Source organism: Bacillus safensis FO-36b, assembly GCF_000691165.1.
Classification (GTDB): Bacteria; Bacillota; Bacilli; order Bacillales; family Bacillaceae; genus Bacillus; species Bacillus safensis.
This window is the reverse complement of record NZ_ASJD01000002.1, coordinates 230,497-254,604: the sequence shown is the minus strand read 5'-3', so window position 1 is coordinate 254,604 and position 24,108 is coordinate 230,497. Positions and strand designations below refer to the sequence as shown.

Below are 24,108 nucleotides of genomic sequence, written 5' to 3'. Positions count from 1 at the left end.
ATAAAATGGATAGAATCAAGACAGACTGTAACGGAAAGCGAGAGGAATCCCGTGAAAATTAATCGATATGGAACACAACCAGTAAATCCTTACAAGAAAACATATGAGAAACAAACGTTGCAATCGAATCAAGCTAAATCAACTGATAAAGTCGAAATTTCTAAAAAGGCAATCGAAATGCAAAAGGTGCCGAATATTATGAGAGAACGCCAAGATAAAATTGACCAAATTAAAAAAAGCATTGAAGCCGGAACATATCAAGTAGATACAAAAGGCATTGCAGATAAAATGCTGAATTTTTATAAACAACAATAACAAAAGGGAGCAGCGTGAATGTCAGTTAAAATAATTATTGAAGAACTGCATCGTCTCTATGGATTGCATGAACAGCTTTTAAAGTTGTCTAAGGATAAAACAGAAATGCTGAAAAGCAATGAGATTGATGCTCTTTCAGAGGTCCTGAATTTAGAGCAAAAGTATATTCAGGCCATTTCTCAATTAGAAGAAAAACGAATTGAAGCGACCGTTCAATTTTTACAAAGTGATCAATCACCAACCATCACTGCATGTATCGAAAAGGCTGAAGGTACAGATCAAGAAGAGCTCATTTCATTATATGAGAAACTAAATGACATCATGGTGGAACTAAAAGATGTAAATGAACTGAACAAGCAGCTTATTCAGCAGTCACTTCAATTTATTTCACTGACATTCGATCTCGTTAACCCTAATAAAGAAAATATGAATTACGGACAAAATGGTCTTGAGAGTTCAAAGCCTAAACAGCAAAGGGCTTTGTTTGATTCAAAGGCGTAAACAAGGAGGATACCAATGGGTTCTACATTCATGGGACTAGAAACGGCAAAAAGAGGCATCACAGCCCAGCGTGCAGGGCTTTATGTCACATCAAACAACGTCTCCAATGCAAATACGGAGGGCTACTCAAGACAAAGAGTGACCTTTAAAGCAGAAAATCCTTATCCAGTCATTTCTGTTTATGACGGCAAAACGTATGGCCAAATGGGGACAGGTGTACAAGTTGGAACCGTTGAAAGAATTCGAGACAGCTTTTTAGATCTACAATACAGAGATCATAATAATAACTTATCTTACTACTCAACGAAGTCAGATGCCCTTTCACAGATGGAAGGGGTTATGAATGATTTGACGGATGAGGGCTTGAACAGAGCTTTTGATAATCTATGGAAATCATTACAGGTCTTATCGGAATCAAAAAATGCTGATACGGCTTCTGCACGTACAGTTGTTAAAACAAGTGCACAGGCTTTAGTTGACCAATTCCGTCTGCTCAATTCTTCTTTAACAACGATACAAAAGAATTTAAAAACGGAACTCGATTCAACAGCCAAAGATGTAAACACTCTTTTATCTCAAATAGATGAAGTGAACAAACAGATTGCAGCAGTTGAGCCAAATGGATATCTTCCAAATGATCTTTATGATACACGTGATACTTTGGTCGATCAATTATCCTCACTTGTTGATATTAAGGTCAGCTACAATCCACCTGGCGGTAATGCACTCAAAATTGCTGAAGGAACTGTCAACATCGACATTATCGGTGCAAATGGACAATCTGCTGGAAACATTTTGAATGGTATTACGAACGAAAAGTCTGAACTGCAAATCTCTTACGATAATACAACGGGACTTGTTAACTCACTTCAGTTCGGAACAACAACAATTGCAGCGGATCAATTACAAGTGAACGGTAAAGTAAAAGCACTTGTTGAAGCTTATGGCTACATGTCAAACGGTGCTGAAAAAGGCATGTATCCAGATATGCTTGCAGAGCTGGATGAAGTAGCAAAAGTATTCATGGATACATTTAACGATGTACATAAGCAGGGGTACACGTTAAATGGTGTAAGTGGACAAGACTTTTTTGATATCGAAAATAACAATGAGTTGAATAAAGGTTTGGCAGCTCGTATTAAAGTGAGCGATGTCATTTTAGCATCAACAGATAATATTGCTGCATCTCTCAATCAAACACAAGGTGACGGTTCGAATGCTACGAAATTAGCTAATATACAAGACTTAAAGTTACCAATCGGCGGAAATACAACGACAATTCAGGATTATTACCAAAATGTGATTGCTGAGATGGGGGTACAAGGGAAAAAGAACATGACGCTTGAAAGCAGTTCAGCTGCTCTTGTCAATTCAGCCAATGAACGTAGAATGTCGACTAGCGCTGTCTCCATTGATGAAGAAATGACGAATATGATCCAATTTCAGCATGCATATAATGCGGCTGCGAGAATTATGACATTACAAGATGAAGTATTGGATAAGGTCATAAACGGCATGGGTGTCGTAGGAAGGTAGGGATAACGGATGCGAGTCACACAAGGGATGATTTCTCAAAACTCACTTCGAAATATTAGTAAAAGCTATGAAAAACTTTCTAAAATTAATGAGCAGGCACAAACAGGCAAACGTTTTACAAAAACGTCTGATGATCCTGTTGCAGCAGTAAAAAGCCTTCAATATAGTACTGCCTTGTTTCGAAATGAACAATATAAAAATAACTTAAATGAAGCACAAAACTGGATTGATACATCTGAAACAAGTGTCACGGAAATCATTGATATTATGTCAAATATACGAGATAAAGTGCTTGATGCGGCAAATGGAACAAAGCAGCCCGAAGATTTAGCAGCTATCGGAGTGGAAATTGGCCAGATGAAGAATCAAATCATTGATGCAATGAACACTCAAATGCTAGGTAAGTTCGTATTTAATGGGACAAATACAAATGTTAAACCAGTTGTTGAGAATGCAGACGGAACGTATACATTTAACTTCGAAAATTATACAGATGCGAATGCTGTTCAAGCGAATATTTCTGATGGTATCACTTTAAATGTAAACTCAAATCCAATCTCAGCGTTTGGCGGACAGGCTAACGGTCAAAATGTCATTGAAATGCTGACTGATTTAGAAAACTCATTGAAAAATGGAACGTTTGCGAATTCTGATGATGCATTAGGAAGTATCGATCAGTTTAAAGAAGTAATGAGTGCTGAGCGATCTGACCTAGGAGCGCGTTCGAATCGTGTTGACTTAGTAGGAAGTCGTTTGACTTCACAATTTCAAGTACTGAAAAATGCTAAATCAGATAATGAAGATGTTGAAAGTGAAAAGGCAATTCTTGATCTTCTTCAACAAGAGACGGTGAATAGAGCTGCTTTAGCGACAACAGCTAAAGTCATTCAGCCATCCCTTGTTGATTTCTTAAGATAATAAAAAGCATCCGATGGGTGCTTTTTTGCATCATGGAGGTGAACATATGCAAATCCCTAGATTGTTAATGCAGCAAACCTATGCAAAACTTCAAATGTCGACAACTCCTTCCCGGCAAGAAGTAGAGCAGCCACGAGCTGATCTTGAGATTCAGCAGCCACGAGCTGTCATGAATATCAAAAGGACACCGTCGAAATTAACCATTGATCAAACCGAGGCGTTTGCCGATATGGACATCAAGTCAATTTTTAGACGTTCTGAGGAATGGGCAGCTGAGGGGAAGCGTGCTGTTGGAGAAGGAATGGGTCGCAGAGCGGAAGAAGGAAGTGAACTCATCAAGATCGAGAATGGTGGGAATGCGATTGCTGAGTTTGCCAAAATCAATGGCAGTCCCCCAGCAAAACAATTCACCATTGGTGTGATACCTTCATTCTTTAGTGTGAAAATTCACTATCAGCCTTCTGAGCTTCAAATTGATGTGGAGCCGCAAAAAGCTATCATAGAGGCCACACCTCATAAACCAATCGTTAACTACCAGCCAGGTAAGGTCAATATTGATATGTTACAATACCCAGAATTAAAAATAGAAGTTGACGAAACGGGCCAAAATGGTGATAAGGTATAGTTAAGAAAAACGAAAAAGGTCGTGAATTATGATCATTCAAACAAAATACCATGGTGAAGTGACAATCAAAGAGGAGCAAATCATTCACTTCTCTAACGGGATACCAGGATTTCTGGATCAAAAACAGTTTGTCATTTTGCCTTTATCAGAAGAGTCTCCATTTTTAGTTCTTCAATCATTAAATAACTCGGCATTAGGTTTTATCGTCAGCAGCCCGTTTTTATTCTTCAATCAATACGAATTTGATTTAGACGAAACGGTTGTAGACATTCTGGAAGTAGAAGATGCTAATGATGTGGAAGTAATGGTTATTTTAACAATGGAATCATCTATTGAAAAAACAACAGCCAATTTAAGAGCGCCTATTATTGTGAACCGGAAAAACATGAAAGCCAAGCAGGTGATTTTGCATGATTCAGCCTATCATACAAAACATTTGTTAGAGGTGGCATCCTCATGTTAGTGCTGTCTCGTAAATTAAACCAGTCGATTCAAATAGGCGATGATATTGAAGTCAAGATTATTTCAATCGAAGGCGATCAAGTGAAAGTCGGGATTGAGGCTCCTAAGCACATCGATATTCACAGGAAAGAAGTGTACCTGTCAATTCAAGAAGAGAACAATCGTGCTGCGAGTTTATCCTTAGATCTCCTCTCTCAATTATCCTCACAAAAAAAGTGAGGATTTTTTTATCGCATTCAGCTGTCCTTCTCCGTGTGAAAGCGTTTCGATACAGATGTTCATGATCTATAGGAAACTTTAACAAATCGGTCCATCTATATTTAATTTGCAAATTCAAAGCCGATATAAAAGATAGATTAAAGCACAGGAGCTGAATAACTATGTCTGTTGGTAAGTTGACATCGCTAGAGCCAATTATCGATGCATTTCAAACCCGTGTTTCTAATAACCAGAATGACAATGTAAACTCTGACTCACAAGCAAATGGCAGGGCTGTTTCAAAAGAAGAAATTGAAAAAACGCTTCAAGGGGCAAACAAGCTGATTGAACCTACTCAATTTCATCTTCAATTTGAATTACATGAAAAACTCAACGAATATTATGTCAAAGTCGTAGATAACCAAACAGATGAAGTCATTAGAGAAATTCCTTCCAAGGAATGGCTTGATTTCTATGCAGCAATGACAGAAATTGTCGGTTTATTTGTAGATAAAAGAATGTAAATGAAGGGAGAACATAAATAATGGTCAATCGTATTACTGGATTTTCAAATGTGTTCGATATTGATGAAATCGTATCAAAGCTGATGAAAACGGAGCAAGCACCACTTGATACAATGACGCGTCAGAAACAAACGCTTGAATGGCAAAGAGACAGCTATCGCGAGGTTAACTCGAAAATTAAAGAATTAGATGATTTGATTAACAGTTTAAACTTAACGCGTCCAAGTACATATGGCGCCAAAAAGGTGACAAGCTCTAATGAATCTGCTGTCACAGCAACTGGATCAACAAATGCGACCTCTGGCTCTATTCATGTCACTCAGCTAGCGACAGCTTCCGTCTTCAAATCCTCTGGTACATCTGGATTTACACCAACAAACGGAACGTTTACGTTTGAAGTGACGACACCAGATTCGACAAAACCAAAAACGGTGACAATCAATACTTCTGATACCGATACAATTGATGACATCGTGAAAAAGCTGAACAGCGCGCAATTAGGTGTGACGGCTTACAAAGGCCAAATCTCTGATGGCACTAACTACGTGGATACCATCGCTCTTACTTCTCGAACAACGGGTGAAGGCGTCAGTATTAAAGCAGCTGATGGCAATTCGGCTTCATTTTTAACGCAATTAGGCTTCCAAGTAGATGGAGATAACAAATTAGTTGCGACCACTCAAGGACAGAAGGCGCAATACGAGATTAATGGTCTGAAAATGGAAAATAACAACAATACATTCACGCAGGCTGATATTACGTACGAGCTTAAAGCAACCACAGATAAGCCCGTCAGCTTAAACGTTTCAACAGATGTGGATGCAATATATGATAAAATTAAACAATTTGTTGATAAATATAATGAACTCGTTGAGCAGATTAATGGAAAAGTCAATGAAAAGAAAAACAGAGACTATCATCCATTAACGGCTGAAGAGAAAAAAGCGATGTCTGAAAAAGAAATAGAGCTATGGGAAACGACCGCGAAGTCTGGCTTGCTGAGAAGTGATTCCATTTTACGATCTGGTGCCTCTAAAATAAGAAGTGATTTGTATGCTAATATTACGACAAGTGATGCGAATAAAATCCAACTCACACAAATCGGTATTTCGACATCATCCAGCTATAAAGATGGTGGGAAGCTTGAATTTATTAAGGATAGTGATGGAGTAGAGAAATTAAAAAAAGCCATTGAAGAAGACCCGGAGAAGGTCAGACAAATGTTCATCTCGGGTAGTTTAAATGTGGATTCAAAGGATAAAGACAAAGCGCAGCAGCAATATCAAGAACAAGGAATCATCTATCGTATCAAAAATTCCTTATCAGACTTTTCGAAGAGCATTCAAAAAAAGGCTGGCAGCATAACAATGGAATCAAAGGAATACGGACTTGGTAAGGACCTTGATTCTTTGACAAAACGAATGAGTACATTCCAAGATCGTTTAAAAATGGTTGAAGCCCGTTACTACAAAAAGTTTAACGCCATGGATAGTGCAATTCAAAAGCTAAACAACCAATCTGGCTACCTTTCTCAACTGCTTGGACAATAATTGGAGGTTTATAACATATGGCAATACAGAACCCTTATGCCGCCTATCAGAAAAATTCTATTGAGACCGCAACACCTGCCGAGTTGACGCTTATGCTTTATGAAGGCTGCTTAAAGTTCATCAGAATAGCGAAGCATGCCATTCAAAAAGAGGATGCAGAAACGAGAAACTTGAACCTAAAAAAGGCTCAAAACATCATTCAAGAATTAAATGTCACCTTAAATCGTTCCTATGACGTATCAAAGAGTATGGCAAGTATGTATGATTACATTTATCGCAGACTGATAGAAGCCAATCTTCAAAATGACGAAGAGATATTGAATGAAGTAGAAGAGTACGTAACTGATTTCCGTGATGCGTGGAAGGAAGTCATTCAAACCGATCGAAAAGGCCGTCACCACTCTATCGGGGGTTCTCTATGAGTATTGTGGACCAGCTGCATGATCAAACATTAAAAATGGCAGCCGAAATAGCGGAAAATCCGCAAAGTGAGACACTTGTTGAAGACTTTGATGCCTTTTTAATTGAGAGAGACGAATTAATGAGAGATATACAGCATGAATTGACGGATCAAGAAAAAGAGAAAATTCGAGAAATCATCCAAACAGATCAACAGATGGCGCAACAATTAACGGTTATCCAAAATGGGATAAAAGCAGATATTCAAGCCATTCAAAAAAAGAAAACAAAACAGCTGAATTATCAAAATCCATACCAGCCCATAACGAGTGACGGCGTATACTACGATAAACGGAAATAAATAGGTGAGACCTGTGGCGTATCGTTCAAATGACTATATTTTATTAACCACATATTATGAACTTCTATACACGATAGAAGAGAGTCTAAACTATTTAGATGAAATTGAGAAGGATTTTGACAAAACAGAAGGGGATCGGATCTTTAATGATCTGATCCATGCCTTCTTTCATTTAGACACAACACATCCTCTTCTGCTTTCAATTATTGAAAATGAACACTTTGCCAAAACGATTCGTTCGTTTGATCAAATATTTTTAAGTTTTGATATACTAGCTTTCTATACATTCCCTTCAAATCACTTCCAATCATTCCTGAAAACATACTTTATACCTGAATATAGAAAGTGGATGGATGAAATACATGCCTGTATGAGGCCGTATGTCATTCATTAATTTTTGTCCAATTCAGACCATTCGGAGGAAATTATGAGACTAAAAAATCAATTTTTATTTGGGCTTATTGTCATATGTGTATTGTTTGTCAGTATGTTAGGATTCTCAAGCTTTCTCTATTACAAAACAGATCAATCCTATAAAGCGCTATTAAGCAAGGAAGTGAAGCTTTATCAGACCTCGCTGGAATTAGAAGCGCTTCTTCAAAAGCAGGAAGCACAGATTAAAACATATGTCGTCGTGCAAGATGCTGAAAATTTGCAGAAAATTGAGCAAACATATGAAGATATTAATAAGAAAACAGCAGAAGCTTCGAAAATGAGTACGGTCAAACAAGCAAAAAATCTATTAGATCAAATCTCAGAAAAAAATTATCTCTACTACACCTCAACAAATCGATTATTTAATTCATTAAATATGCAAAATCAAAAAGAATTCAACACCCGCCTCAGTCAAGAATTACAACCTATCGAACAAGAAATACATACCTTTACAAAAGAGTTCGCTCAAAATCAGCTAAAACAACGTGATCAAAAAATCAATCAGCTCAATCAAGATAGTAATCAATTATTGCTTACACTCATTTTGGTCAGTGCAGCGATTGTTGTTGGCCTTTTGGTGATTGGAATCAGATTTGTTCATCGCATGACAAAACCAATTGTTTCTGTCACAAATGCCGCAAAAAGGATGGCAGATGGTGATCTAACCCTTGAAGAGATTGAAGTGACCTCTAAAAATGAGATTGGTCAACTCGGCACAGCCTTTAATCAAATGACGGCTCATTTGCGTCAGCTTATTTTGCAGGTGCAAAGCGGATCAAGACAGCTTGCTGATTCTGCTGCTCAATTTGAGGAAACCATCAGTCAAACGTTATCGGCTAGTGAGCAGACATCTAGCTCGATTGAACAGGTCAGTGAAGCTTCACGTGAACAATCAGATGCGGTCGGAAAAGTAGCATCCGCCATTCAGGAAGTGTCGACTGGCATGCAAAATGCAGCTGTACACACATCCGATGTTTCGGGTCACTCAATTTCAGTGACTGAAAAGGCTGAAGAGGGCGCGGCCCTTATTCAACAGTTTGTGAAACAAATGAGTTCTATAAAAGAGTCTGTGAATGAACACCATTCTACAATGACCCATGTGCAAGCGCAGTTTACAGGCATTCAAGATCTGTTAGGTCATATCCATGCCATTGCTGACCAGACGAATTTGCTTGCTTTAAACGCAGCTATAGAAGCAGCAAGGGCAGGAGAGCATGGAAGAGGCTTTGCAGTTGTAGCAGATGAAGTGAGAAAACTGGCAGAAGAATCTAGTCAGCTGACAGATCAAATTAGTCAATTACTCGAAAACGTGAACAAAGATACAGAAAAGTCATCACAATCGATGACGAAGGTCGAGCGGGATGTAGCAGAGGGTGTAAAGGTATCACAATTATCTGAACAGAGCTTCCATGAAATATTGGAATCTATTCGTGATATTTCAATGAAAGCAGAAGAGCTGTCAGCCACTGCAGAACAAATTTCTGCTAGTACAGAGGAAATTTCTCAAACAGTTGGTGTCATTGAAGAAGGTGCGAAACGAAACTCAGAAGAAACAGAGTACATGTCAGCTGCTGTTGAAGAATCATTGGCGGCCAATGAAGAGATGAAAGCCGCTGCGGAGGATTTAAAATCCTTATCTCAATCGCTGAAAACATCGATTTCATCTTTTACCATTTAATGTGCGCTGGTCTTTTTCAAGAATCAGCCGAATATATATTCATCACCTATCAAGCAACAGTTGAAGCACCGCAAAATTCGACAAATTTCAATAAATATTCACATTTTTTTTACGTTTGAGCAGGAGAAAAGGAGGGAAAAGTAGAAATAGGTTTACATATCCTTAATTTTAAAGGAGGCGTTCTTTACATGAATTACAATGTCAGAGGAGAAAACATCGACGTAACACCTGCACTAAGAGATCATGTCGAGAAAAAAATTGGAAAGCTGGAGCGTTATTTTGAGACAGATGTAGATGCTTCAGTCAACGTGAACTTGAAGTTTTACAACGATCAAGAATCTAAAGTTGAGGTTACCATTCCAATGACTGATCTAGCACTTCGAGCTGAGGTGCATAATGAGGATATGTACAATGCAGTAGACCTAGCAGCCAGTAAATTAGAACGTCAAATTAGAAAGCACAAAACAAAAGTAAACCGTAAATTCCGCGAGCAAGGTGCCAAAAAGCACTTATTTGCTGGAGGAAATGGTACGGCTGAAGTAGCAGTTCAAGATGACGAAGAGATTGATGAAACAGAAATCGTCAGACAAAAACGTTTCAACTTAAAGCCGATGGATAGTGAAGAGGCCATTCTCCAAATGAACATGTTAGGTCATAGTTTCTTCGTTTTCACAAATGCTGAGACAAATTTGACCAATGTGGTTTATCGCCGAAATGACGGTAAATATGGACTCATTGAGCCAAACGCTTAAATATCAGTTGATGCTGATTTAAAAACAACCTAAATAAAGTAAACCCGTTCCCTTCATTAGGGGCGGGTTTTTTGTGCGAAATTATGGCAAATTCTTTGGAAATGAAAGAAGGTATGGTATGATAAATGCAGGTAAATATGGACCTGTCAAACTTTTGGACATGCCGAAAAATTGCATGAAATAGAGGAGCGTTATTATATGCTTGGAATCTTAAACAAAGTGTTTGATCCTACGAAACGTACGATCAGCCGATATGAAAAAAAGGCAAATGAAATCGAAGCTCTCGCTCAAGATTTTGAAAAATTATCTGACGAGGCTTTACGAAATAAAACGATTGAATTTAAAGAAAAACTTGAAAAAGGACAATCCGTGGATGACCTGCTGGTTGAAGCATTTGCAACGGTTCGCGAAGCATCCCGCCGCGTAACAGGAATGTTCCCGTTTAAGGTGCAGCTCATGGGGGGCATCGCGCTTCACGAAGGTAACATCGCTGAAATGAAAACAGGTGAAGGTAAAACATTGACATCAACAATGCCTGTTTATTTAAATGCTCTTTCTGGAAAAGGCGTCCACATCGTGACAGTCAACGAATACTTGGCAAGCCGTGATGCGCAGGAAATGGGCAAAATTTTTGAGTTTCTTGGTTTAACAGTCGGCTTAAACTTAAACAGCTTAGACAAAGATGAAAAAAGAGAAGCGTACGCCGCTGATATCACGTATTCAACAAACAATGAACTCGGCTTTGACTATTTACGAGATAACATGGTGCTTTACAAAGAGCAAATGGTTCAGAGACCGCTTCATTATGCCGTGATCGATGAGGTTGACTCCATTTTAATTGATGAAGCGAGAACACCTCTTATTATTTCAGGACAAGCTGCGAAATCAACAAAGCTTTATGTACAAGCCAATGCATTTGTCCGCACATTAAAAATCGAAGATGATTTCACGTATGATATTAAAACAAAAAGTGTGCAGCTGACTGAAAGCGGAATGACGAAGGCGGAAAAAGCATTCGGCATTGAGAACCTGTTTGATGTCAAACATGTCGCGCTGAACCATCACATCGCTCAGGCGCTGAAGGCACATGTTGCGATGCAAAAAGACGTGGATTATGTGGTAGAAGAAGGCCAAGTAGTCATCGTTGACTCCTTCACAGGACGTTTAATGAAAGGACGCCGTTATAGTGAAGGTCTGCATCAAGCCATCGAGGCAAAAGAAGGTCTTGAAGTGCAGAACGAAAGCATGACACTAGCAACAATTACGTTCCAGAACTACTTCCGTATGTATGAAAAATTATCTGGTATGACTGGTACAGCAAAAACGGAAGAAGAAGAATTCCGTAACATATACAACATGCAGGTTGTGTCAATCCCGACCAACCAACCAGTGGTTCGTGATGACAGACCTGATTTAATTTACCGCACAATGGATGGTAAATTTAAAGCAGTGGCTGAGGATGTTGCGCAGCGCTATATGACAGGGCAGCCAGTTCTTGTCGGAACAGTAGCAGTTGAGACATCTGAGCTTATTTCTAAGCTGCTTAAAAATAAAGGCATTCCTCATCAAGTGTTAAACGCAAAAAACCATGAGCGTGAAGCACAAATTATTGAAGAGGCTGGTCAAAAAGGTGCTGTGACCATTGCAACAAACATGGCAGGACGTGGTACAGACATCAAGCTTGGAGAAGGTGTAAAAGAACTTGGAGGTCTGGCTGTTATCGGGACAGAGCGTCATGAATCCCGTCGTATTGATAACCAGCTTCGCGGACGTTCTGGACGTCAAGGAGACCCAGGGATTACCCAATTCTATCTCTCCATGGAAGATGAATTGATGCGCCGATTTGGTGCAGAGCGGACGATGGCGATGCTTGACCGCTTTGGCATGGATGACTCTACACCAATCCAAAGTAAAATGGTGTCTAAAGCCGTTGAATCATCTCAAAAACGTGTAGAGGGGAACAACTTTGATTCCCGTAAGCAGCTTCTGCAATATGACGATGTGCTTCGTCAACAGCGTGAAGTAATCTACAAACAGCGTTTTGAAGTCATCGATTCTGACAACTTAAAATCAATTGTCATCAATATGATCCAATCTTCAATTGAGCGTGCGGTGGGATCTTATACGCCAAAAGAAGAGCTGCCTGAAGAATGGAAACTAGATGGTCTTGTTGAATTAATCAACACGAACTATTTAGACGAAGGTGCCATTACGGTCAAAGATATCTTCGGTAAAGAAGCAGATGAAATCACAACCTTCATCATGGATCGTATTAAAGAAAAATACGATGCAAAAGAAGAAACATTTGGCGAAGAACAAATGCGTGAATTTGAAAAAGTCATCGTTCTTCGTGCGGTGGATTCGAAGTGGATGGACCATATCGATGCAATGGATCAGCTGCGTCAAGGGATTCATTTACGTGCGTACGCACAAACGAATCCGCTTCGTGAATACCAAATGGAAGGATTTGCGATGTTTGAGCATATGGTTGCTTCAATTGAAGATGACGTGGCCAAGTATGTCTTGAAATCAGAAATCCAAAACAACCTAGAACGTGAAGAAGTGGTTCAAGGTCAAACAACGGCTCATCAGCCGCAAGAGGGCGATGAGGAGAAGACAGTGAAGAAGAAGCCGGTACGTAAAGTCGTAGACATTGGACGAAACTCCCCATGTCACTGCGGAAGCGGCAAGAAATATAAAAATTGTCATGGGAAGACAGAATAAGTAATGGAAAGAGGTGAAAACCTCTTTCTATTCATGTCAGCCCCCATACATCTATGAGGTGAAGGATATGGAATTAGTAGAAATTAGACAAGAGCTTGAAAATATGGCTAGCAGGCTAGCTGATTTTAGGGGGTCTCTTTGACTTAGAAACAAAAGAGGCCAAAATCGCAGAGCTTGAAGCGACGATGTCAGAGGCTGATTTTTGGAATGATCAGCAAAAGGCTCAAGGCGTTATCAATGAAGCCAATGCACTGAAGGATTCTGTGAATTCCTACCATGAGCTCAGTGAATCACATGAAGAGCTGCAAATGACGCATGACTTATTAAAGGAAGATTATGACGAGGAGCTTCATGCAGAGCTTGAAAAAGAGCTGAAGAACTTAACGAAGCAGTTTAACGAATTTGAGCTGCAGCTTCTTTTAAGCGAACCTTATGATAAAAACAATGCCATTCTGGAGCTTCACCCAGGTGCAGGCGGTACTGAATCACAGGACTGGGGTTCTATGCTTCTGCGAATGTACACTCGCTGGGCAGAGCGCAGAGGCTTTAAGGTCGAAACGCTTGATTACCTTCCAGGTGATGAGGCAGGGATTAAGTCTGTGACTTTGCTCATCAAAGGGCATAACGCGTACGGTTACTTAAAAGCTGAAAAAGGTGTCCATCGTTTGGTTCGTATTTCTCCTTTTGATTCTTCTGGCCGCAGACATACATCCTTCGTTTCCTGTGATGTCATGCCGGAATTCAATGAAGAAATTGATATTGATATACGGACAGAGGATATCAAGGTAGATACGTATCGTGCAAGCGGAGCAGGTGGGCAGCACGTTAATACGACGGACTCTGCTGTTCGTATCACACACATTCCAACGAATGTCGTCGTGACGTGCCAAACAGAAAGATCACAAATTAAAAACAGAGAACGTGCGATGAAAATGCTGAAATCGAAACTTTATCAAAAACGGATCGAAGAACAGCAGGCAGAATTGGATGAAATCAGAGGAGAGCAGAAAGAAATTGGCTGGGGAAGCCAAATCCGCTCTTATGTATTCCACCCTTATTCTCTTGTGAAAGACCATCGAACCAATACGGAGATGGGAAATGTTCAAGCGGTGATGGATGGAGATTTAGATTCATTTATCGATGCGTACTTACGTTCGAAATTATCATAAAAACTCGGCTTCTTGCCGGGTTTTTTTAATTGTGAGAAAATATAATGAATATAAAGGTATACATACGACATACTGATTCTATATCCTTTGTATGATGAAATTAGCAAATAAAGGGGGAAATATTTTGGGATTAACACCATTGCAAGAAACGTGGGATTTAGATGCCTTTTTTAAAGGAGGCAGTTCTTCACCAGAATTTAAGACATACCTGCAAAACATTCAGCAGCTACTAGATGAATTACGACAAAAGGTGGATGCCTTTTCAAAAGAAGATACACACATTGAAAGCCAATTAACGTCTGTCCTTGACGCGTATGAAACTACATATAAAAAATTGTCTCAAGCAAGTTCATTTGTATCCTGCCTACAAGCTCAAAATACGAAGGATATGAAGGCAGGCAGTCTTCGAGGTACGATTGCCAACCTAGAAGCTGATTTAGGAACCATCCTTGCACTGTTTGATCAAGCGCTAGCTGCTATCCCTGCAAACAAGTGGGAAGAATTGATGAATTCAGCAGCCTTTTCAGATGTCCGCTACATATTAAATGAGCGAAGAGACCGTGTGAAGGATCAATTACCTGTTGAACAAGAAACGCTGATTCAAAAGCTGGCTGTAGATGGGTACCATGCGTGGGATGAGCTTTATTCCAGCTTAGTCAATAAAATTACCATTCCGTTTGAACAGCATGGAGAAACGCAGATGATCTCTGTAGGCCAAGCAGAAAATGCTATGGATGATTCAGATCGTGAAGTCAGAAAGGCCGTTTATCACAACCTAGAGCATGCATGGAAGCAGGATGAACATTTATTTGCTAGTACGCTCAATCACCTTGCTGGTTTTCGTTTGCAAGTGTATGAAGCAAGGGGCTGGGATCACATTTTAAAAGAACCGCTTGAAATTTGCCGGATGAAACAAGAAACCCTTGATGCAATGTGGTCTGTGATTGATGAACATAAGCAGCCATTCATTGATTATTTACACCGAAAAGCTGACATGCTTGGAGTGGATAAGCTGAGCTGGTTCGATGTTGGGGCTCCTATCGGCAGTGAGACCAAAATCTATCCTTATCAAGAAGCAGCTGCTTTTATTGTGAAACATTTCGCAGGATTTGGAGAAGAGCTCGCTGCTTTTACAGAAAAAGCCTTTAATGAACGCTGGGTAGAAGCTGAGGACCGTCCAAACAAACGGGTAGGCGGCTTTTGTACAAATTTCCCTGACAGCGGAGAATCACGTATTTTTATGACCTTCTCAGGAAGTCCATCCAATGTGGCGACACTAGCGCATGAGCTCGGTCATTCGTTCCATCAGGAAGTGATGCAGGATGTTCGCATTCTGAATCGCAAATACGCAATGAATGTAGCTGAAACAGCGTCGACATTCGCAGAAATGATTGTAGCTGATGCCTCATTAAAAGAAGCGGCAAATGAAGAGGGGCGGCTCAGCCTGTTAGAGGATAAGCTGCAGCGCAGTGTAGCTTTCTTCATGAACATTCAATCTCGTTTCTTATTTGAACAGCGCTTTTATGAAGAGCGTAAACAAGGAGAAGTGCCGGCTGACAGATTGAATGAATTGATGGTCGAAGCGCAGAAGGAAGCGTTCGGTGACTCATTAGATGAATACCATCCGCATTTCTGGGCTTCTAAGCTGCATTTCCATATCACGAATGTTCCATTTTATAATTTTCCATACACCTTTGGATACATGTTCTCGTTAGGAATTTACGCAAAAGCATTGCAGGCTGGTACATCGTTTGAAGAGAAATACATTGCATTATTAAAGGATACTGCTTCAATGACAGTAGAAGATTTAGCCAAAAAGCATCTAGGCGTTGACCTTACCCAAAAAGCATTTTGGGAAGAAGCCATTCGTTTGGCTGTAGCAGATGCTGAAGAATTTTTAGAGGTGACAAAAAAATAAAAAATGAAAAGCTCCTATTATGGGAGCTTTTTTGATCGATTCATCCAGTCAAGCATTGTCTGGATGAGATCATTTTGCTGCGATAGGGCTGGAATGTCCGCTGGCTGATCCCCTTTTTGTTTGCCATACATGCCAAACTGCGCATGATTTCCGCCTTTTATTTCATGAAAAACGGTTTGAGACGGCAGATTTGCTTTCGATTTTTTGATTTTTTCTTGTGTTGCCAGCCCATCCTTTTCACCTGAAATAGAGAGGATTTTTAGTGACGATTGTTTCAGGTCATCTGATGCTGGATAAGATGCTAGGAAAAAAAGTCCATCGAGCTTGCTCTGATTTTTTTCTGCAAACATAGCGGCAGCTGCCCCGCCAAGTGAATGTCCGCCAATATACCAGTGTTTGATCGATTGGTGATCTTTGATGATGTCCTGCGCTTTGTTTGGATTGAAGATCGCAAAGGAAAATGGCATGTCAGGGATAAAGACAGAGTAGCCTTTTTTCATCAGCGTATCCCCGATATAGGCATATGCAAGTGGTTCCACCTTTGCCCCAGGATAGAGAATGATGCCAGTATCACTTTTTGATGTTTCAAATGTATAAACATTGTTTTTATGTTCCACTTGCTCCATGTTCACTTGTTTTTTTAATTCTTCTGATGGTCCATATGTAAAGCGGCTCCATGTATAGAAAGCACCAAAAGCTAAGATGATCAGTGCAAGTAATGTCATACCTGTTATCTTCAGTATTTTCTTCATCGCATGCCCCTTCTTTCTCATGTACATATTAAATATACCATCAATTCATCTTATGCCAACCGGCAAGTACGCTGATCCGTCTGTGTGATAAAGTGTTAATCCATTAGCACTGCATTTGGCTGTTATTTACAATCGTTTTAAGAGGGATTAAAATAGGTGTGCATTCAGAAGTAACGGAGGAAGACAGACATGAAGCAGGGACATTCACAATTTTGGATCGAAGTGAAAAATTATTTGTTCATTTTAATCGGATCTGCCATCGTGGCGATTGGTTTTAATACGTTATTATTACCGAATCAGATTGCAGCAGGCGGTGTGAGCGGCATTAGTACCATTATGCAGTCATTCGGCTTTGAAGCGGCGTATGTGCAATGGGGGCTTAATATTCCCCTGTTTATCGCTGGCTTTTATTTATTAGGCGGTACATTTGGAGTGAAAACACTCGTTGGCTCGATTTTTTTACCTTTCATGGTGTTTGTCACAAGACATATTGCACCTGTCACACATGAAGCACTGCTGGCGGCTATATTTGGCGGTGTGGTCATTGGGATCGGAATAGGGCTCGTGTTCCTTGGGAATGGATCAACGGGTGGAACAGCACTCGCTGCCAAAATCATCAATAAGTACACAGGACTCACGCTAGGCACCTGTTTAGCGATGATGGATGGCTTGATTGTTCTGGCTGCGATGACGGTCTTTGGAATTGAAGAGGGGCTGTACGCGGTCATTGGTGTGTTTATTTCTAGTAAAACGATTGATGTGGTACAGGCTGGCTTCAGTCATTCAAAAATGGCAATGATCATTACAGGGCATGAAGATGAGGTCAGACAGGCGGTTTTTGATCAAATTGACCGCGGTGTGACGAAGATCTCAGCAGTCGGAGGATATACCGATCATGACCGCCCAATTTTGATGTGTGTCGTTGGGCAGTCACAATTCACAAAGTTGAAACAAGTGGTGAAAGCAATCGATGCATCAGCATTTGTCATCGTGATGGATGCAAAAGAGGTGCTTGGTGAGGGTTTTAAAAGGGCATAAACAAGGATATAATAGCGTTGACCAAATGATTGTAAGGGAGGGAAATAGATGAAAAAAAGCGGATTAACGATGCTATTTGCAGCGATGCTTCTTGTTCTCGCGGCTTGTGGAGGAAATTCAAGCAGCAGCGACAAAGAAGGCAGCAAAAGTGCATCATCTGTGAGCAGTGGTGAGGAGATCTATCAGCAAAACTGTATCGGCTGTCATGGGAAAGACCTATCTGGCGGAGGCGGTCCAAGCCTGAAGGAAGTAGGGAAGAAATATAATGAAAGCCAAATCGCAGATATTGCGCAAAACGGTAAAGGCTCTATGCCAAGCGGTATGGTAGATGAGAAGCAGGCAAAAGAAGTAGCAAAATGGCTTGCAGAGAAAAAATAAAACCTTTGTCTAATCGACAAGGTTTTTTTGTTTTTTTATATGTAGAAAAAGACTTTTGGATAGTATGAAAACGCATTATATTAAATTTTATTTAAAAAATAAGGGTATAAAGGCATGTTTTTCGGTTTTGATTGTTCTATTTACCTTTTATTTATAAGTTTTGAAATATAAATGTAATACCATTGCGTCGATTCATGACGTATAATTGGAGTTGTTGAAATTTAGACGATTCAATTTTTTCATCTTTTTGGATGAAAAGGACATAAATTGTTAGTAAGTATCGAAGGGTATGTGCGTGACCATACATAACGTTTTTTGACGAGAAGTGTCAAAACATCATGATAAGCTGTTAGTCAGCGAATAAGAAAAGATTAGGTGATTACATGATTCAAATGAAGGAAGTCTACAAGATCTATCCTAATGGCGTAAAGGCGATCAATGGAATCAATGTCTCTATCCATCCAGGAGAGTTTGTGTATGTTGTTGGTCCCAGCGGTGCTGGTAAATCCACTTTCATCAAAATGATGTATCGTGAAGAGAAGCCAACCAAAGGGCAAATCTTAATTAATAACAAAGATTTAGGCTCAATGAAGGAAAAAGAAATTCCTTACGTAAGAAGAGAAATTGGCGTAGTATTCCAAGATTTCAAGCTGCTCCCAACTCTTACTGTGTTTGAGAACGTAGCATTTGCTCTTGAAGTGATTGGTGAACAGCCTCATATCATTAAGAAAAAAGTGCTTGATGTTCTCGATCTGGTTCAGCTAAAGCACAGAGCGCGTCAATTTCCTGACCAGCTGTCCGGCGGTGAACAGCAGCGTGTGTCTATCGCCCGCTCGATTGTTAATAGCCCTGAGGTCGTCATTGCAGATGAGCCGACAGGAAACCTTGATCCAGACACTTCTTGGGAAATCATGAAGACGCTCGAAGAGATTAATAACCGCGGAACAACAGTGGTTATGGCGACACACAACAAAGAAATTGTAAACACCATGAAGAAACGCGTCATCGCAATCGAAGATGGAATGATTGTGCGTGACGAAGCAAGAGGGGAGTACGGAATTTATGATTAAAACTCTCTCGCGGCATTTACGTGAGAGCTTCCGTTCACTTGGAAGAAACACGTGGATGACATTTGCATCAATTAGTGCGGTTACTGTCACATTGATTTTAGTTGGGGTTTTCCTTGTGATTATGCTCAACTTGAATAACATGGCATCGAACGCTGAAAAAGAAGTAGAAGTAAAAGTATTAATCGAATTAACGGCGAATCAAAAGCAGCAGGATGAATTAAAAGCAGAAATTGAAAAGATTCCTGAAATCAGTAATGTGAAGTACTCATCTAAGGATGACGAACTGAAAGCACTGATTAAAAGCTTTGGAGAAAATGGACAATCCATGGGACTTGTTGATCAAGAAAATCCATTAAACGATGCGTTTATTGTGAAAACAACAGATCCTCACGATACACCAAAAGTAGCGAAGAAATTAGAAAACCTAAAGGGTACATATAAAGTAACCTATGGGAAAGAAGAGGTCAGCCGACTCTTCAATGTAGTTGGAGTAGCGCGTAATGTCGGCATTGTGCTCATTATTGGGCTGTTATTTACAGCTATGTTCTTAATCTCCAATACGATCAAAATTACGATTTTTGCTAGACGTAAAGAAATTGAGATTATGAAGCTGGTAGGTGCAACGAACTGGTTTATCCGCTGGCCATTCTTCATTGAAGGATTATTGCTTGGTGTATTTGGTTCCATTATACCAATTGCCCTATTGCTTGGCACGTATCAATATGCAGTTGGCTGGGTCGCACCGAGAGTACAAGGCTCATTTATTTCAATGCTTCCATACAATCCGTTTGTCTATCAAGTATCACTGGTCCTGCTAGTGATCGGTGCAATCATTGGTGTATGGGGAAGCTTAACGTCTATCCGTAAATTCTTAAAAGTATAAATATATTTTGATGGCAGCATTCGAGGATTCTATAGAAGATGTGACCGGTTGACCCGATTCATCCGGTCGGCTCTTCATGTCGACAGTTGTCATGGGAGGGGAATATCGTTTTGAAAAGAAAGCTGATGATGGCTGGAATGGCAGCGTTTATTGGAACAACGTGGCTATACATTCCAGGGAACGAGAATCGTGCATTCGCATACGAAGACCTAGATCAAAAACGTCAACAAATCGAAGAGAAAACATCGAAGACTGAATCAAGCTTGAAGAAGAAGAAGTCAGAGCTGGCAAAGCTTGAAAAGAAAGAATCAAAGCTCAAGAAAGAAATTGAACAAATTGACCAAAAGGTAAGTACTGCAACTGAAAAAGTCGCTGAAAAAGAGAAAGAAGTTAAAAAAACGAAGCAAGAGATCAAGAAGCTAAAAAAAGACATTCAAGTCATCAATGAGCGAATTGAAAAAAGAAAAGCCATTTTCAAAGACCGAATTCGTTCAATGCAAAAAAGCGGCGGTACGATCAACTATTTAGATGTGCTGCTAGGTGCTCGCAGCTTTAGTGATTTTGTCGGTCGTGTTGGGGCTGTCACAACGATTGTCGAAGCAGACAAAGACATGATTACAGAACATGAAAATGACTTAAAGCTGGTGGAGCAAAAAGAAGCAGAGCTAAATAATCAGCTAAGCGGACTTGAAACATCTCTGAAAGAGCTAGAAGCACTGAAAAAAGATTTATCTAAGAAGCACAAAGAAAAAGAACACATTTTAGGTGATGTGACAGATAAAAAAAATCATGCACATGATGAACTAGGCAAGCTTGAGAATGAACAAGAAATCCTAGCGAATCAAAAAGCGGCTGTGAAATCTGAGGAAGCACACCGACAAAAGGAAGAAGCGAAGAAAGCAAAACAAGCAGCTGAAAAAAATGCACCTGCATCTCACAGCGGCGGCTCAGATCAAGTGTCTGATACACCAGCAAGCAGCTCTGGCTTTATTAAACCAGCTGCAGGACGTTTCTCATCTGGCTTTGGCGGACGTTCTGGCGGAAACCACTTCGGATTAGATATTGCAGCAAAAGGCACAGTTCCTGTCTATGCAGCAGCATCTGGAACAGTCACGAACTCCAGCTACTCATCGAGCTACGGAAATGTTGTGTTCATTACGCACAATATCAATGGACAGACATATCAAACTGTATACGCCCACCTGTCTACAAGAAGTGTGTCAACAGGACAGAGAGTCGAACAAGGACAATTCCTTGGATATATGGGAAATACCGGCCAATCGCATGGTCAGCATCTTCACTTTGAAATTCATAAAGGATTATGGAATGGCGCAAAATCAAATGCAGTCAATCCAGCGCAATATATCCGCTAATCAAAAAGCCGATAACATGATGTTATCGGCTTTTTTGATCTAGTTAGAATTAAAATAACAGCAGTAATCCGGCAATAATAGGTGTTAACAGAACAGCTGATTTCAATAAGAGCTTCGGTGCAAGGCGTGTGAATTTCGCGCCGATAAATGCGCCTAATACGGTGCCAATTAATATTTGGATCAGCAAGATAAAATCAACATAGCCCTCTGAAATATATCCAATTCCACCGCCGATGGAAATCGGAATAATGACAAGCATGGTCGTGCCAACGGCTTGCCTTATCGACAGCTTCAGTAAAATCAAAAGTCCTACTTGAATGAATGGTGCAGACCCGATACCAAACATGCCTGACAGCATCCCAGACACAAGGCCTAAAATAATGCCTCTTGTCATCAGCTGACGAGAAGAAAGCGGCTGCTGCTCAGCCTCTTCATTAAGAACAAATAGTTTGATCATCATAAAAACAGCGGATAAAAAAAGCATCCCTGCTGTTAAATAGTGCAGACTCTCTTCTGGAATAAAAGGAGCAACCTTAGCCCCGGCAAAAGAAGCGATACAAGCAAGTGCCCCGACAATCAAACCAGATTTCAGCTGAATGTTCCCTTCCCGGTAGTGGCTGTATGCACCTGATAGTGTCGTAAATGCCATAGCGGCTAATGACGTCCCGAGTGCGGTATGGATAGGGATATCAAAAATTAACGTAAGCAATGCGATGACAAATCCTGCCCCGCCTGCTCCTACAAAACCTAATAAAATTCCTAATAAAAGCATCGTCAAGATAATATACATAGCGAAGACTCCTTCTCAATCATAACAAAATAAAAATTACACCTAATAAAATGATTCGTCAAGCCTTCACGAGAGAATGTCTTTACATGAAATCCCTTCTTCTGGCATATAATAACTCAGGTCATCAGGAAGAGTTGAAGAAGGAGGCCAAATATGAAAAAACAAATCGCATCTATTATGGCAAGTGTCGTTCTCTTAATAAGTGCAGGTGTGATGACGCATAAAGAGGGAACTCATGCGGAGTCACCGCAAGCAGCAGCTGCAATGGCTGGACAAGCTCAATCAAGTGATAAGGCGAAAGAGAATGGGATGGAAAAGATCGAGAAAGCCTATGACCTTATTTCAAATGAATATGTAGAGGAAGTGGATCGGCAAAAGCTGCTTGAAGGCGCGATCCAAGGAATGCTTTCGACGTTAAACGATCCGTATTCAGTATACATGGACAAGCAAACCGCAAAGCAATTTTCTGATTCGCTTGATTCTTCCTTTGAGGGAATTGGGGCAGAAGTGGGGATGGATGAAGGAAAGATCATTATCGTCTCCGCCTTTAAAAAATCCCCTGCGGCAAAAGCAGGTCTAAAGCCGAAAGATGAAGTCATCAGCATAGACGGTGAGCCGATGAAAGAAAAAAGCTTAAACGATGCTGTACTGAAAATAAGAGGAAAAAAAGGAACGTCTGTCGCCTTAACAATCAAACGAAACGGGATTGAAAAAGAGCTAACGTTCCATATCAAACGAGAAGAAATTCCACTTGAAACAGTGACTTCCTCTGTAAAAGAGGTAAATGGTCATAAAACAGGCTATATTGCGATCTCCAGCTTCTCTGAAGATACGGCGAAGGATTTCACTTCAAGCTTGAAACAGCTCGAGAAAAAGGGCATAGAAGGCCTTGTACTGGATGTGAGAGGAAACCCTGGCGGCTATCTGCAAAGTGTGGAAGATATTTTGAAGCATTTTATTACGAAAGATCAGCCTTATATTCAAATCGCAGAACGGAATGGCGACCGGAAACGATATTTTTCAAAACTGAAAGAAAAAAAGCCTTACCCAGTCAATGTCTTAATTGATAAAGGCAGTGCTTCCGCTTCGGAAATACTTGCTGGAGCCATGAAAGAAGCTGGAAAGTATGAAGTCGTCGGTGATGTCTCCTTTGGAAAAGGAACTGTGCAGCAGGCGGTTCCGATGGGAGATGGAAGTAATATTAAATTAACGCTGTATAAATGGCTCACGCCAAAAGGCAATTGGATTCACAAAAAAGGCGTCGTACCGACAATTGCGATTCATCAGCCGGATTACTTTACCGCAGGTCCGCTTCAGCTAAAAGAACCGCTTCAGCGTGATATGAACAATGAAGAAGTGAGACAAGCGCAGACGCTGTTAAAGGGATTGTCATTTGACCCTGGCAGAGTAGATGGATACTTTGATGAAGAAACGAAAAAGGCCGTACTTGCCTTCCAAAGCACATACAATCTCGATAAATCAGGTGTCATTGATTTGAAAACAGCGGAAATGATGAACAAAATGGTGGATGAAGTGAAATCATACGAAAAAAATGACCTTCAATTACAGACTGCACTAAAAGCACTATATCTTAAAAAATAAAGAGGCGAATAATAGCCTCTTTTTTTTGGTTCATAAGTGTCATGAACATGTAATAATTTATGATTAAAAATAAATTATATCGAGAAATATATTCATTTATTTTACAAAAAACATAACATTCCTTCAATTTTACCCGATAACATATGTATATAAGAGA

25 protein-coding genes are annotated in these 24,108 nt (G+C 40.1%); 23 read left to right on the top strand and 2 right to left on the bottom strand.

Annotated elements, in window-relative coordinates; translation table 11 throughout:
* Nucleotides 1-51 precede the first annotated feature (51 nt).
* The 17 genes from flgM (at nucleotide 52) to BA81_RS05660 (ending at nucleotide 16,065) form a co-directional block, all read left to right on the top strand.
* Entirely contained in the window at nucleotides 52-315 is a 264-nt protein-coding gene (gene flgM, locus BA81_RS05740; protein ID WP_024423620.1) for a flagellar biosynthesis anti-sigma factor FlgM, read from the top strand.
* Nucleotides 316-333: 18 nt separating this feature from the next.
* Nucleotides 334-816, top strand: a complete 483-nt coding sequence (locus tag BA81_RS05735; RefSeq protein WP_024423619.1) for a flagellar protein FlgN — start codon at nucleotides 334-336, stop codon at nucleotides 814-816.
* A 15-nt stretch (nucleotides 817-831) separates the two neighbouring features.
* Nucleotides 832-2,352, top strand: coding sequence for a flagellar hook-associated protein FlgK (flgK, locus tag BA81_RS05730; RefSeq protein WP_034281097.1), 1,521 nt, complete (start codon nucleotides 832-834; stop codon nucleotides 2,350-2,352).
* 9 nt (nucleotides 2,353-2,361) lie between these two features.
* On the top strand, nucleotides 2,362-3,270 hold the full coding sequence (gene flgL / locus BA81_RS05725) for a flagellar hook-associated protein FlgL (protein ID WP_034281095.1): 909 nt from the start codon (nucleotides 2,362-2,364) through the stop codon (nucleotides 3,268-3,270).
* 46 nt (nucleotides 3,271-3,316) lie between these two features.
* The gene (locus tag BA81_RS05720; protein WP_024423616.1) at nucleotides 3,317-3,895 is read left to right on the top strand and encodes a DUF6470 family protein; all 579 of its coding nucleotides are present in this window, start codon (nucleotides 3,317-3,319) and stop codon (nucleotides 3,893-3,895) included.
* A gap of 28 nt (nucleotides 3,896-3,923) precedes the next feature.
* Complete coding sequence (gene fliW / locus BA81_RS05715) at nucleotides 3,924-4,358, top strand: flagellar assembly protein FliW (protein WP_024423615.1); 435 nt, start codon at nucleotides 3,924-3,926, stop codon at nucleotides 4,356-4,358.
* Nucleotides 4,352-4,576 carry a carbon storage regulator CsrA gene (csrA, locus tag BA81_RS05710; protein WP_008360181.1) on the top strand — a complete coding sequence of 75 codons (225 nt, stop codon included), beginning with the start codon at nucleotides 4,352-4,354 and terminating at the stop codon, nucleotides 4,574-4,576. The genes fliW and csrA overlap by 7 nt, the downstream gene beginning before the upstream one ends.
* A gap of 161 nt (nucleotides 4,577-4,737) precedes the next feature.
* Nucleotides 4,738-5,079, top strand: coding sequence for a flagellar protein FlaG (gene flaG / locus BA81_RS05705; protein ID WP_034281093.1), 342 nt, complete (start codon nucleotides 4,738-4,740; stop codon nucleotides 5,077-5,079).
* Between the two features lie 20 nt (nucleotides 5,080-5,099).
* Nucleotides 5,100-6,629, top strand: coding sequence for a flagellar hook-associated protein 2 (locus tag BA81_RS05700; RefSeq protein WP_034281091.1), 1,530 nt, complete (start codon nucleotides 5,100-5,102; stop codon nucleotides 6,627-6,629).
* A 17-nt stretch (nucleotides 6,630-6,646) separates the two neighbouring features.
* A complete protein-coding gene (gene fliS, locus BA81_RS05695) occupies nucleotides 6,647-7,051 on the top strand; it encodes a flagellar export chaperone FliS (RefSeq protein ID WP_024423612.1) in 405 nt (134 codons plus the stop codon).
* Nucleotides 7,048-7,389, top strand: coding sequence for a flagella biosynthesis regulatory protein FliT (gene fliT / locus BA81_RS05690; RefSeq protein ID WP_024423611.1), 342 nt, complete (start codon nucleotides 7,048-7,050; stop codon nucleotides 7,387-7,389). The genes fliS and fliT overlap by 4 nt, the downstream gene beginning before the upstream one ends.
* Before the next feature lie 13 nt (nucleotides 7,390-7,402).
* Nucleotides 7,403-7,783 carry a DUF8042 domain-containing protein gene (locus BA81_RS05685; protein ID WP_024426250.1) on the top strand — a complete coding sequence of 127 codons (381 nt, stop codon included), beginning with the start codon at nucleotides 7,403-7,405 and terminating at the stop codon, nucleotides 7,781-7,783.
* A 33-nt stretch (nucleotides 7,784-7,816) separates the two neighbouring features.
* Nucleotides 7,817-9,502, top strand: a complete 1,686-nt coding sequence (locus BA81_RS05680; RefSeq protein WP_034281088.1) for a methyl-accepting chemotaxis protein — start codon at nucleotides 7,817-7,819, stop codon at nucleotides 9,500-9,502.
* A gap of 188 nt (nucleotides 9,503-9,690) precedes the next feature.
* Entirely contained in the window at nucleotides 9,691-10,254 is a 564-nt protein-coding gene (gene hpf, locus BA81_RS05675) for a ribosome hibernation-promoting factor, HPF/YfiA family (protein WP_024423608.1), read from the top strand.
* Between the two features lie 198 nt (nucleotides 10,255-10,452).
* Nucleotides 10,453-12,978, top strand: coding sequence for a preprotein translocase subunit SecA (secA, locus tag BA81_RS05670; protein ID WP_034281086.1), 2,526 nt, complete (start codon nucleotides 10,453-10,455; stop codon nucleotides 12,976-12,978).
* Between the two features lie 67 nt (nucleotides 12,979-13,045).
* Nucleotides 13,046-14,147 (top strand): peptide chain release factor 2 gene (gene prfB / locus BA81_RS05665; RefSeq protein WP_098677688.1). Its coding sequence is split into 2 segments (ribosomal slippage): nucleotides 13,046-13,117 and nucleotides 13,119-14,147, totalling 1,101 coding nucleotides; the frame shifts between segments, so codons are not numbered across the junction.
* A 124-nt stretch (nucleotides 14,148-14,271) separates the two neighbouring features.
* Nucleotides 14,272-16,065 (top strand): M3 family oligoendopeptidase, encoded by a 1,794-nt coding sequence (locus BA81_RS05660; RefSeq protein WP_034281083.1) that lies wholly within the window; start codon nucleotides 14,272-14,274, stop codon nucleotides 16,063-16,065.
* A 17-nt stretch (nucleotides 16,066-16,082) separates the two neighbouring features.
* On the opposite strand, the gene BA81_RS05655 is transcribed toward BA81_RS05660, so the two are convergent.
* Nucleotides 16,083-16,817, bottom strand: a complete 735-nt coding sequence (locus BA81_RS05655) for an alpha/beta fold hydrolase (protein ID WP_034281081.1) — start codon at nucleotides 16,815-16,817, stop codon at nucleotides 16,083-16,085.
* Nucleotides 16,818-17,006: 189 nt separating this feature from the next.
* Here BA81_RS05655 and BA81_RS05650 point away from each other — a divergent pair, with 189 nt between their 5' ends.
* The 5 genes from BA81_RS05650 (at nucleotide 17,007) to BA81_RS05630 (ending at nucleotide 21,559) form a co-directional block, all read left to right on the top strand.
* The gene (locus BA81_RS05650) at nucleotides 17,007-17,855 is read left to right on the top strand and encodes a YitT family protein (RefSeq protein WP_024426245.1); all 849 of its coding nucleotides are present in this window, start codon (nucleotides 17,007-17,009) and stop codon (nucleotides 17,853-17,855) included.
* Between the two features lie 48 nt (nucleotides 17,856-17,903).
* Entirely contained in the window at nucleotides 17,904-18,233 is a 330-nt protein-coding gene (gene cccB, locus BA81_RS05645; RefSeq protein WP_024423602.1) for a cytochrome c551, read from the top strand.
* A gap of 383 nt (nucleotides 18,234-18,616) precedes the next feature.
* Nucleotides 18,617-19,303, top strand: a complete 687-nt coding sequence (gene ftsE, locus BA81_RS05640) for a cell division ATP-binding protein FtsE (protein ID WP_024423601.1) — start codon at nucleotides 18,617-18,619, stop codon at nucleotides 19,301-19,303.
* Nucleotides 19,296-20,186, top strand: coding sequence for a permease-like cell division protein FtsX (ftsX, locus tag BA81_RS05635; protein ID WP_034281079.1), 891 nt, complete (start codon nucleotides 19,296-19,298; stop codon nucleotides 20,184-20,186). The genes ftsE and ftsX overlap by 8 nt, the downstream gene beginning before the upstream one ends.
* A gap of 110 nt (nucleotides 20,187-20,296) precedes the next feature.
* Nucleotides 20,297-21,559 carry a murein hydrolase activator EnvC family protein gene (locus BA81_RS05630; protein ID WP_034281077.1) on the top strand — a complete coding sequence of 421 codons (1,263 nt, stop codon included), beginning with the start codon at nucleotides 20,297-20,299 and terminating at the stop codon, nucleotides 21,557-21,559.
* A 49-nt stretch (nucleotides 21,560-21,608) separates the two neighbouring features.
* Here BA81_RS05630 and BA81_RS05625 read toward each other — a convergent pair whose 3' ends face one another.
* Nucleotides 21,609-22,349 (bottom strand): sulfite exporter TauE/SafE family protein, encoded by a 741-nt coding sequence (locus BA81_RS05625; protein ID WP_024423598.1) that lies wholly within the window; start codon nucleotides 22,347-22,349, stop codon nucleotides 21,609-21,611.
* Nucleotides 22,350-22,502: 153 nt separating this feature from the next.
* On the opposite strand from BA81_RS05625, the gene ctpB reads away from it, so the two are divergent.
* A complete protein-coding gene (gene ctpB / locus BA81_RS05620) occupies nucleotides 22,503-23,951 on the top strand; it encodes a carboxy-terminal processing protease CtpB (RefSeq protein ID WP_034281075.1) in 1,449 nt (482 codons plus the stop codon).
* The last annotated feature ends 157 nt before the right edge of the window (nucleotides 23,952-24,108 follow it).

Coding starts and splice junctions, on each gene's coding strand:
- BA81_RS05735 (WP_024423619.1), top strand. CDS start 334: ATGTCAGTTAAAATAATTATTGAAGAACTGCATCGTCTCTATGGATTG.
- flgK (WP_034281097.1), top strand. CDS start 832: ATGGGTTCTACATTCATGGGACTAGAAACGGCAAAAAGAGGCATCACA.
- flgL (WP_034281095.1), top strand. CDS start 2,362: ATGCGAGTCACACAAGGGATGATTTCTCAAAACTCACTTCGAAATATT.
- BA81_RS05720 (WP_024423616.1), top strand. CDS start 3,317: ATGCAAATCCCTAGATTGTTAATGCAGCAAACCTATGCAAAACTTCAA.
- fliW (WP_024423615.1), top strand. CDS start 3,924: ATGATCATTCAAACAAAATACCATGGTGAAGTGACAATCAAAGAGGAG.
- csrA (WP_008360181.1), top strand. CDS start 4,352: ATGTTAGTGCTGTCTCGTAAATTAAACCAGTCGATTCAAATAGGCGAT.
- flaG (WP_034281093.1), top strand. CDS start 4,738: ATGTCTGTTGGTAAGTTGACATCGCTAGAGCCAATTATCGATGCATTT.
- BA81_RS05700 (WP_034281091.1), top strand. CDS start 5,100: ATGGTCAATCGTATTACTGGATTTTCAAATGTGTTCGATATTGATGAA.
- fliS (WP_024423612.1), top strand. CDS start 6,647: ATGGCAATACAGAACCCTTATGCCGCCTATCAGAAAAATTCTATTGAG.
- fliT (WP_024423611.1), top strand. CDS start 7,048: ATGAGTATTGTGGACCAGCTGCATGATCAAACATTAAAAATGGCAGCC.
- BA81_RS05680 (WP_034281088.1), top strand. CDS start 7,817: ATGAGACTAAAAAATCAATTTTTATTTGGGCTTATTGTCATATGTGTA.
- hpf (WP_024423608.1), top strand. CDS start 9,691: ATGAATTACAATGTCAGAGGAGAAAACATCGACGTAACACCTGCACTA.
- secA (WP_034281086.1), top strand. CDS start 10,453: ATGCTTGGAATCTTAAACAAAGTGTTTGATCCTACGAAACGTACGATC.
- BA81_RS05655 (WP_034281081.1), bottom strand. CDS start 16,817: ATGAAGAAAATACTGAAGATAACAGGTATGACATTACTTGCACTGATC.
- BA81_RS05650 (WP_024426245.1), top strand. CDS start 17,007: ATGAAGCAGGGACATTCACAATTTTGGATCGAAGTGAAAAATTATTTG.
- cccB (WP_024423602.1), top strand. CDS start 17,904: ATGAAAAAAAGCGGATTAACGATGCTATTTGCAGCGATGCTTCTTGTT.
- ftsE (WP_024423601.1), top strand. CDS start 18,617: ATGATTCAAATGAAGGAAGTCTACAAGATCTATCCTAATGGCGTAAAG.
- ftsX (WP_034281079.1), top strand. CDS start 19,296: ATGATTAAAACTCTCTCGCGGCATTTACGTGAGAGCTTCCGTTCACTT.
- BA81_RS05625 (WP_024423598.1), bottom strand. CDS start 22,349: ATGTATATTATCTTGACGATGCTTTTATTAGGAATTTTATTAGGTTTT.
- ctpB (WP_034281075.1), top strand. CDS start 22,503: ATGAAAAAACAAATCGCATCTATTATGGCAAGTGTCGTTCTCTTAATA.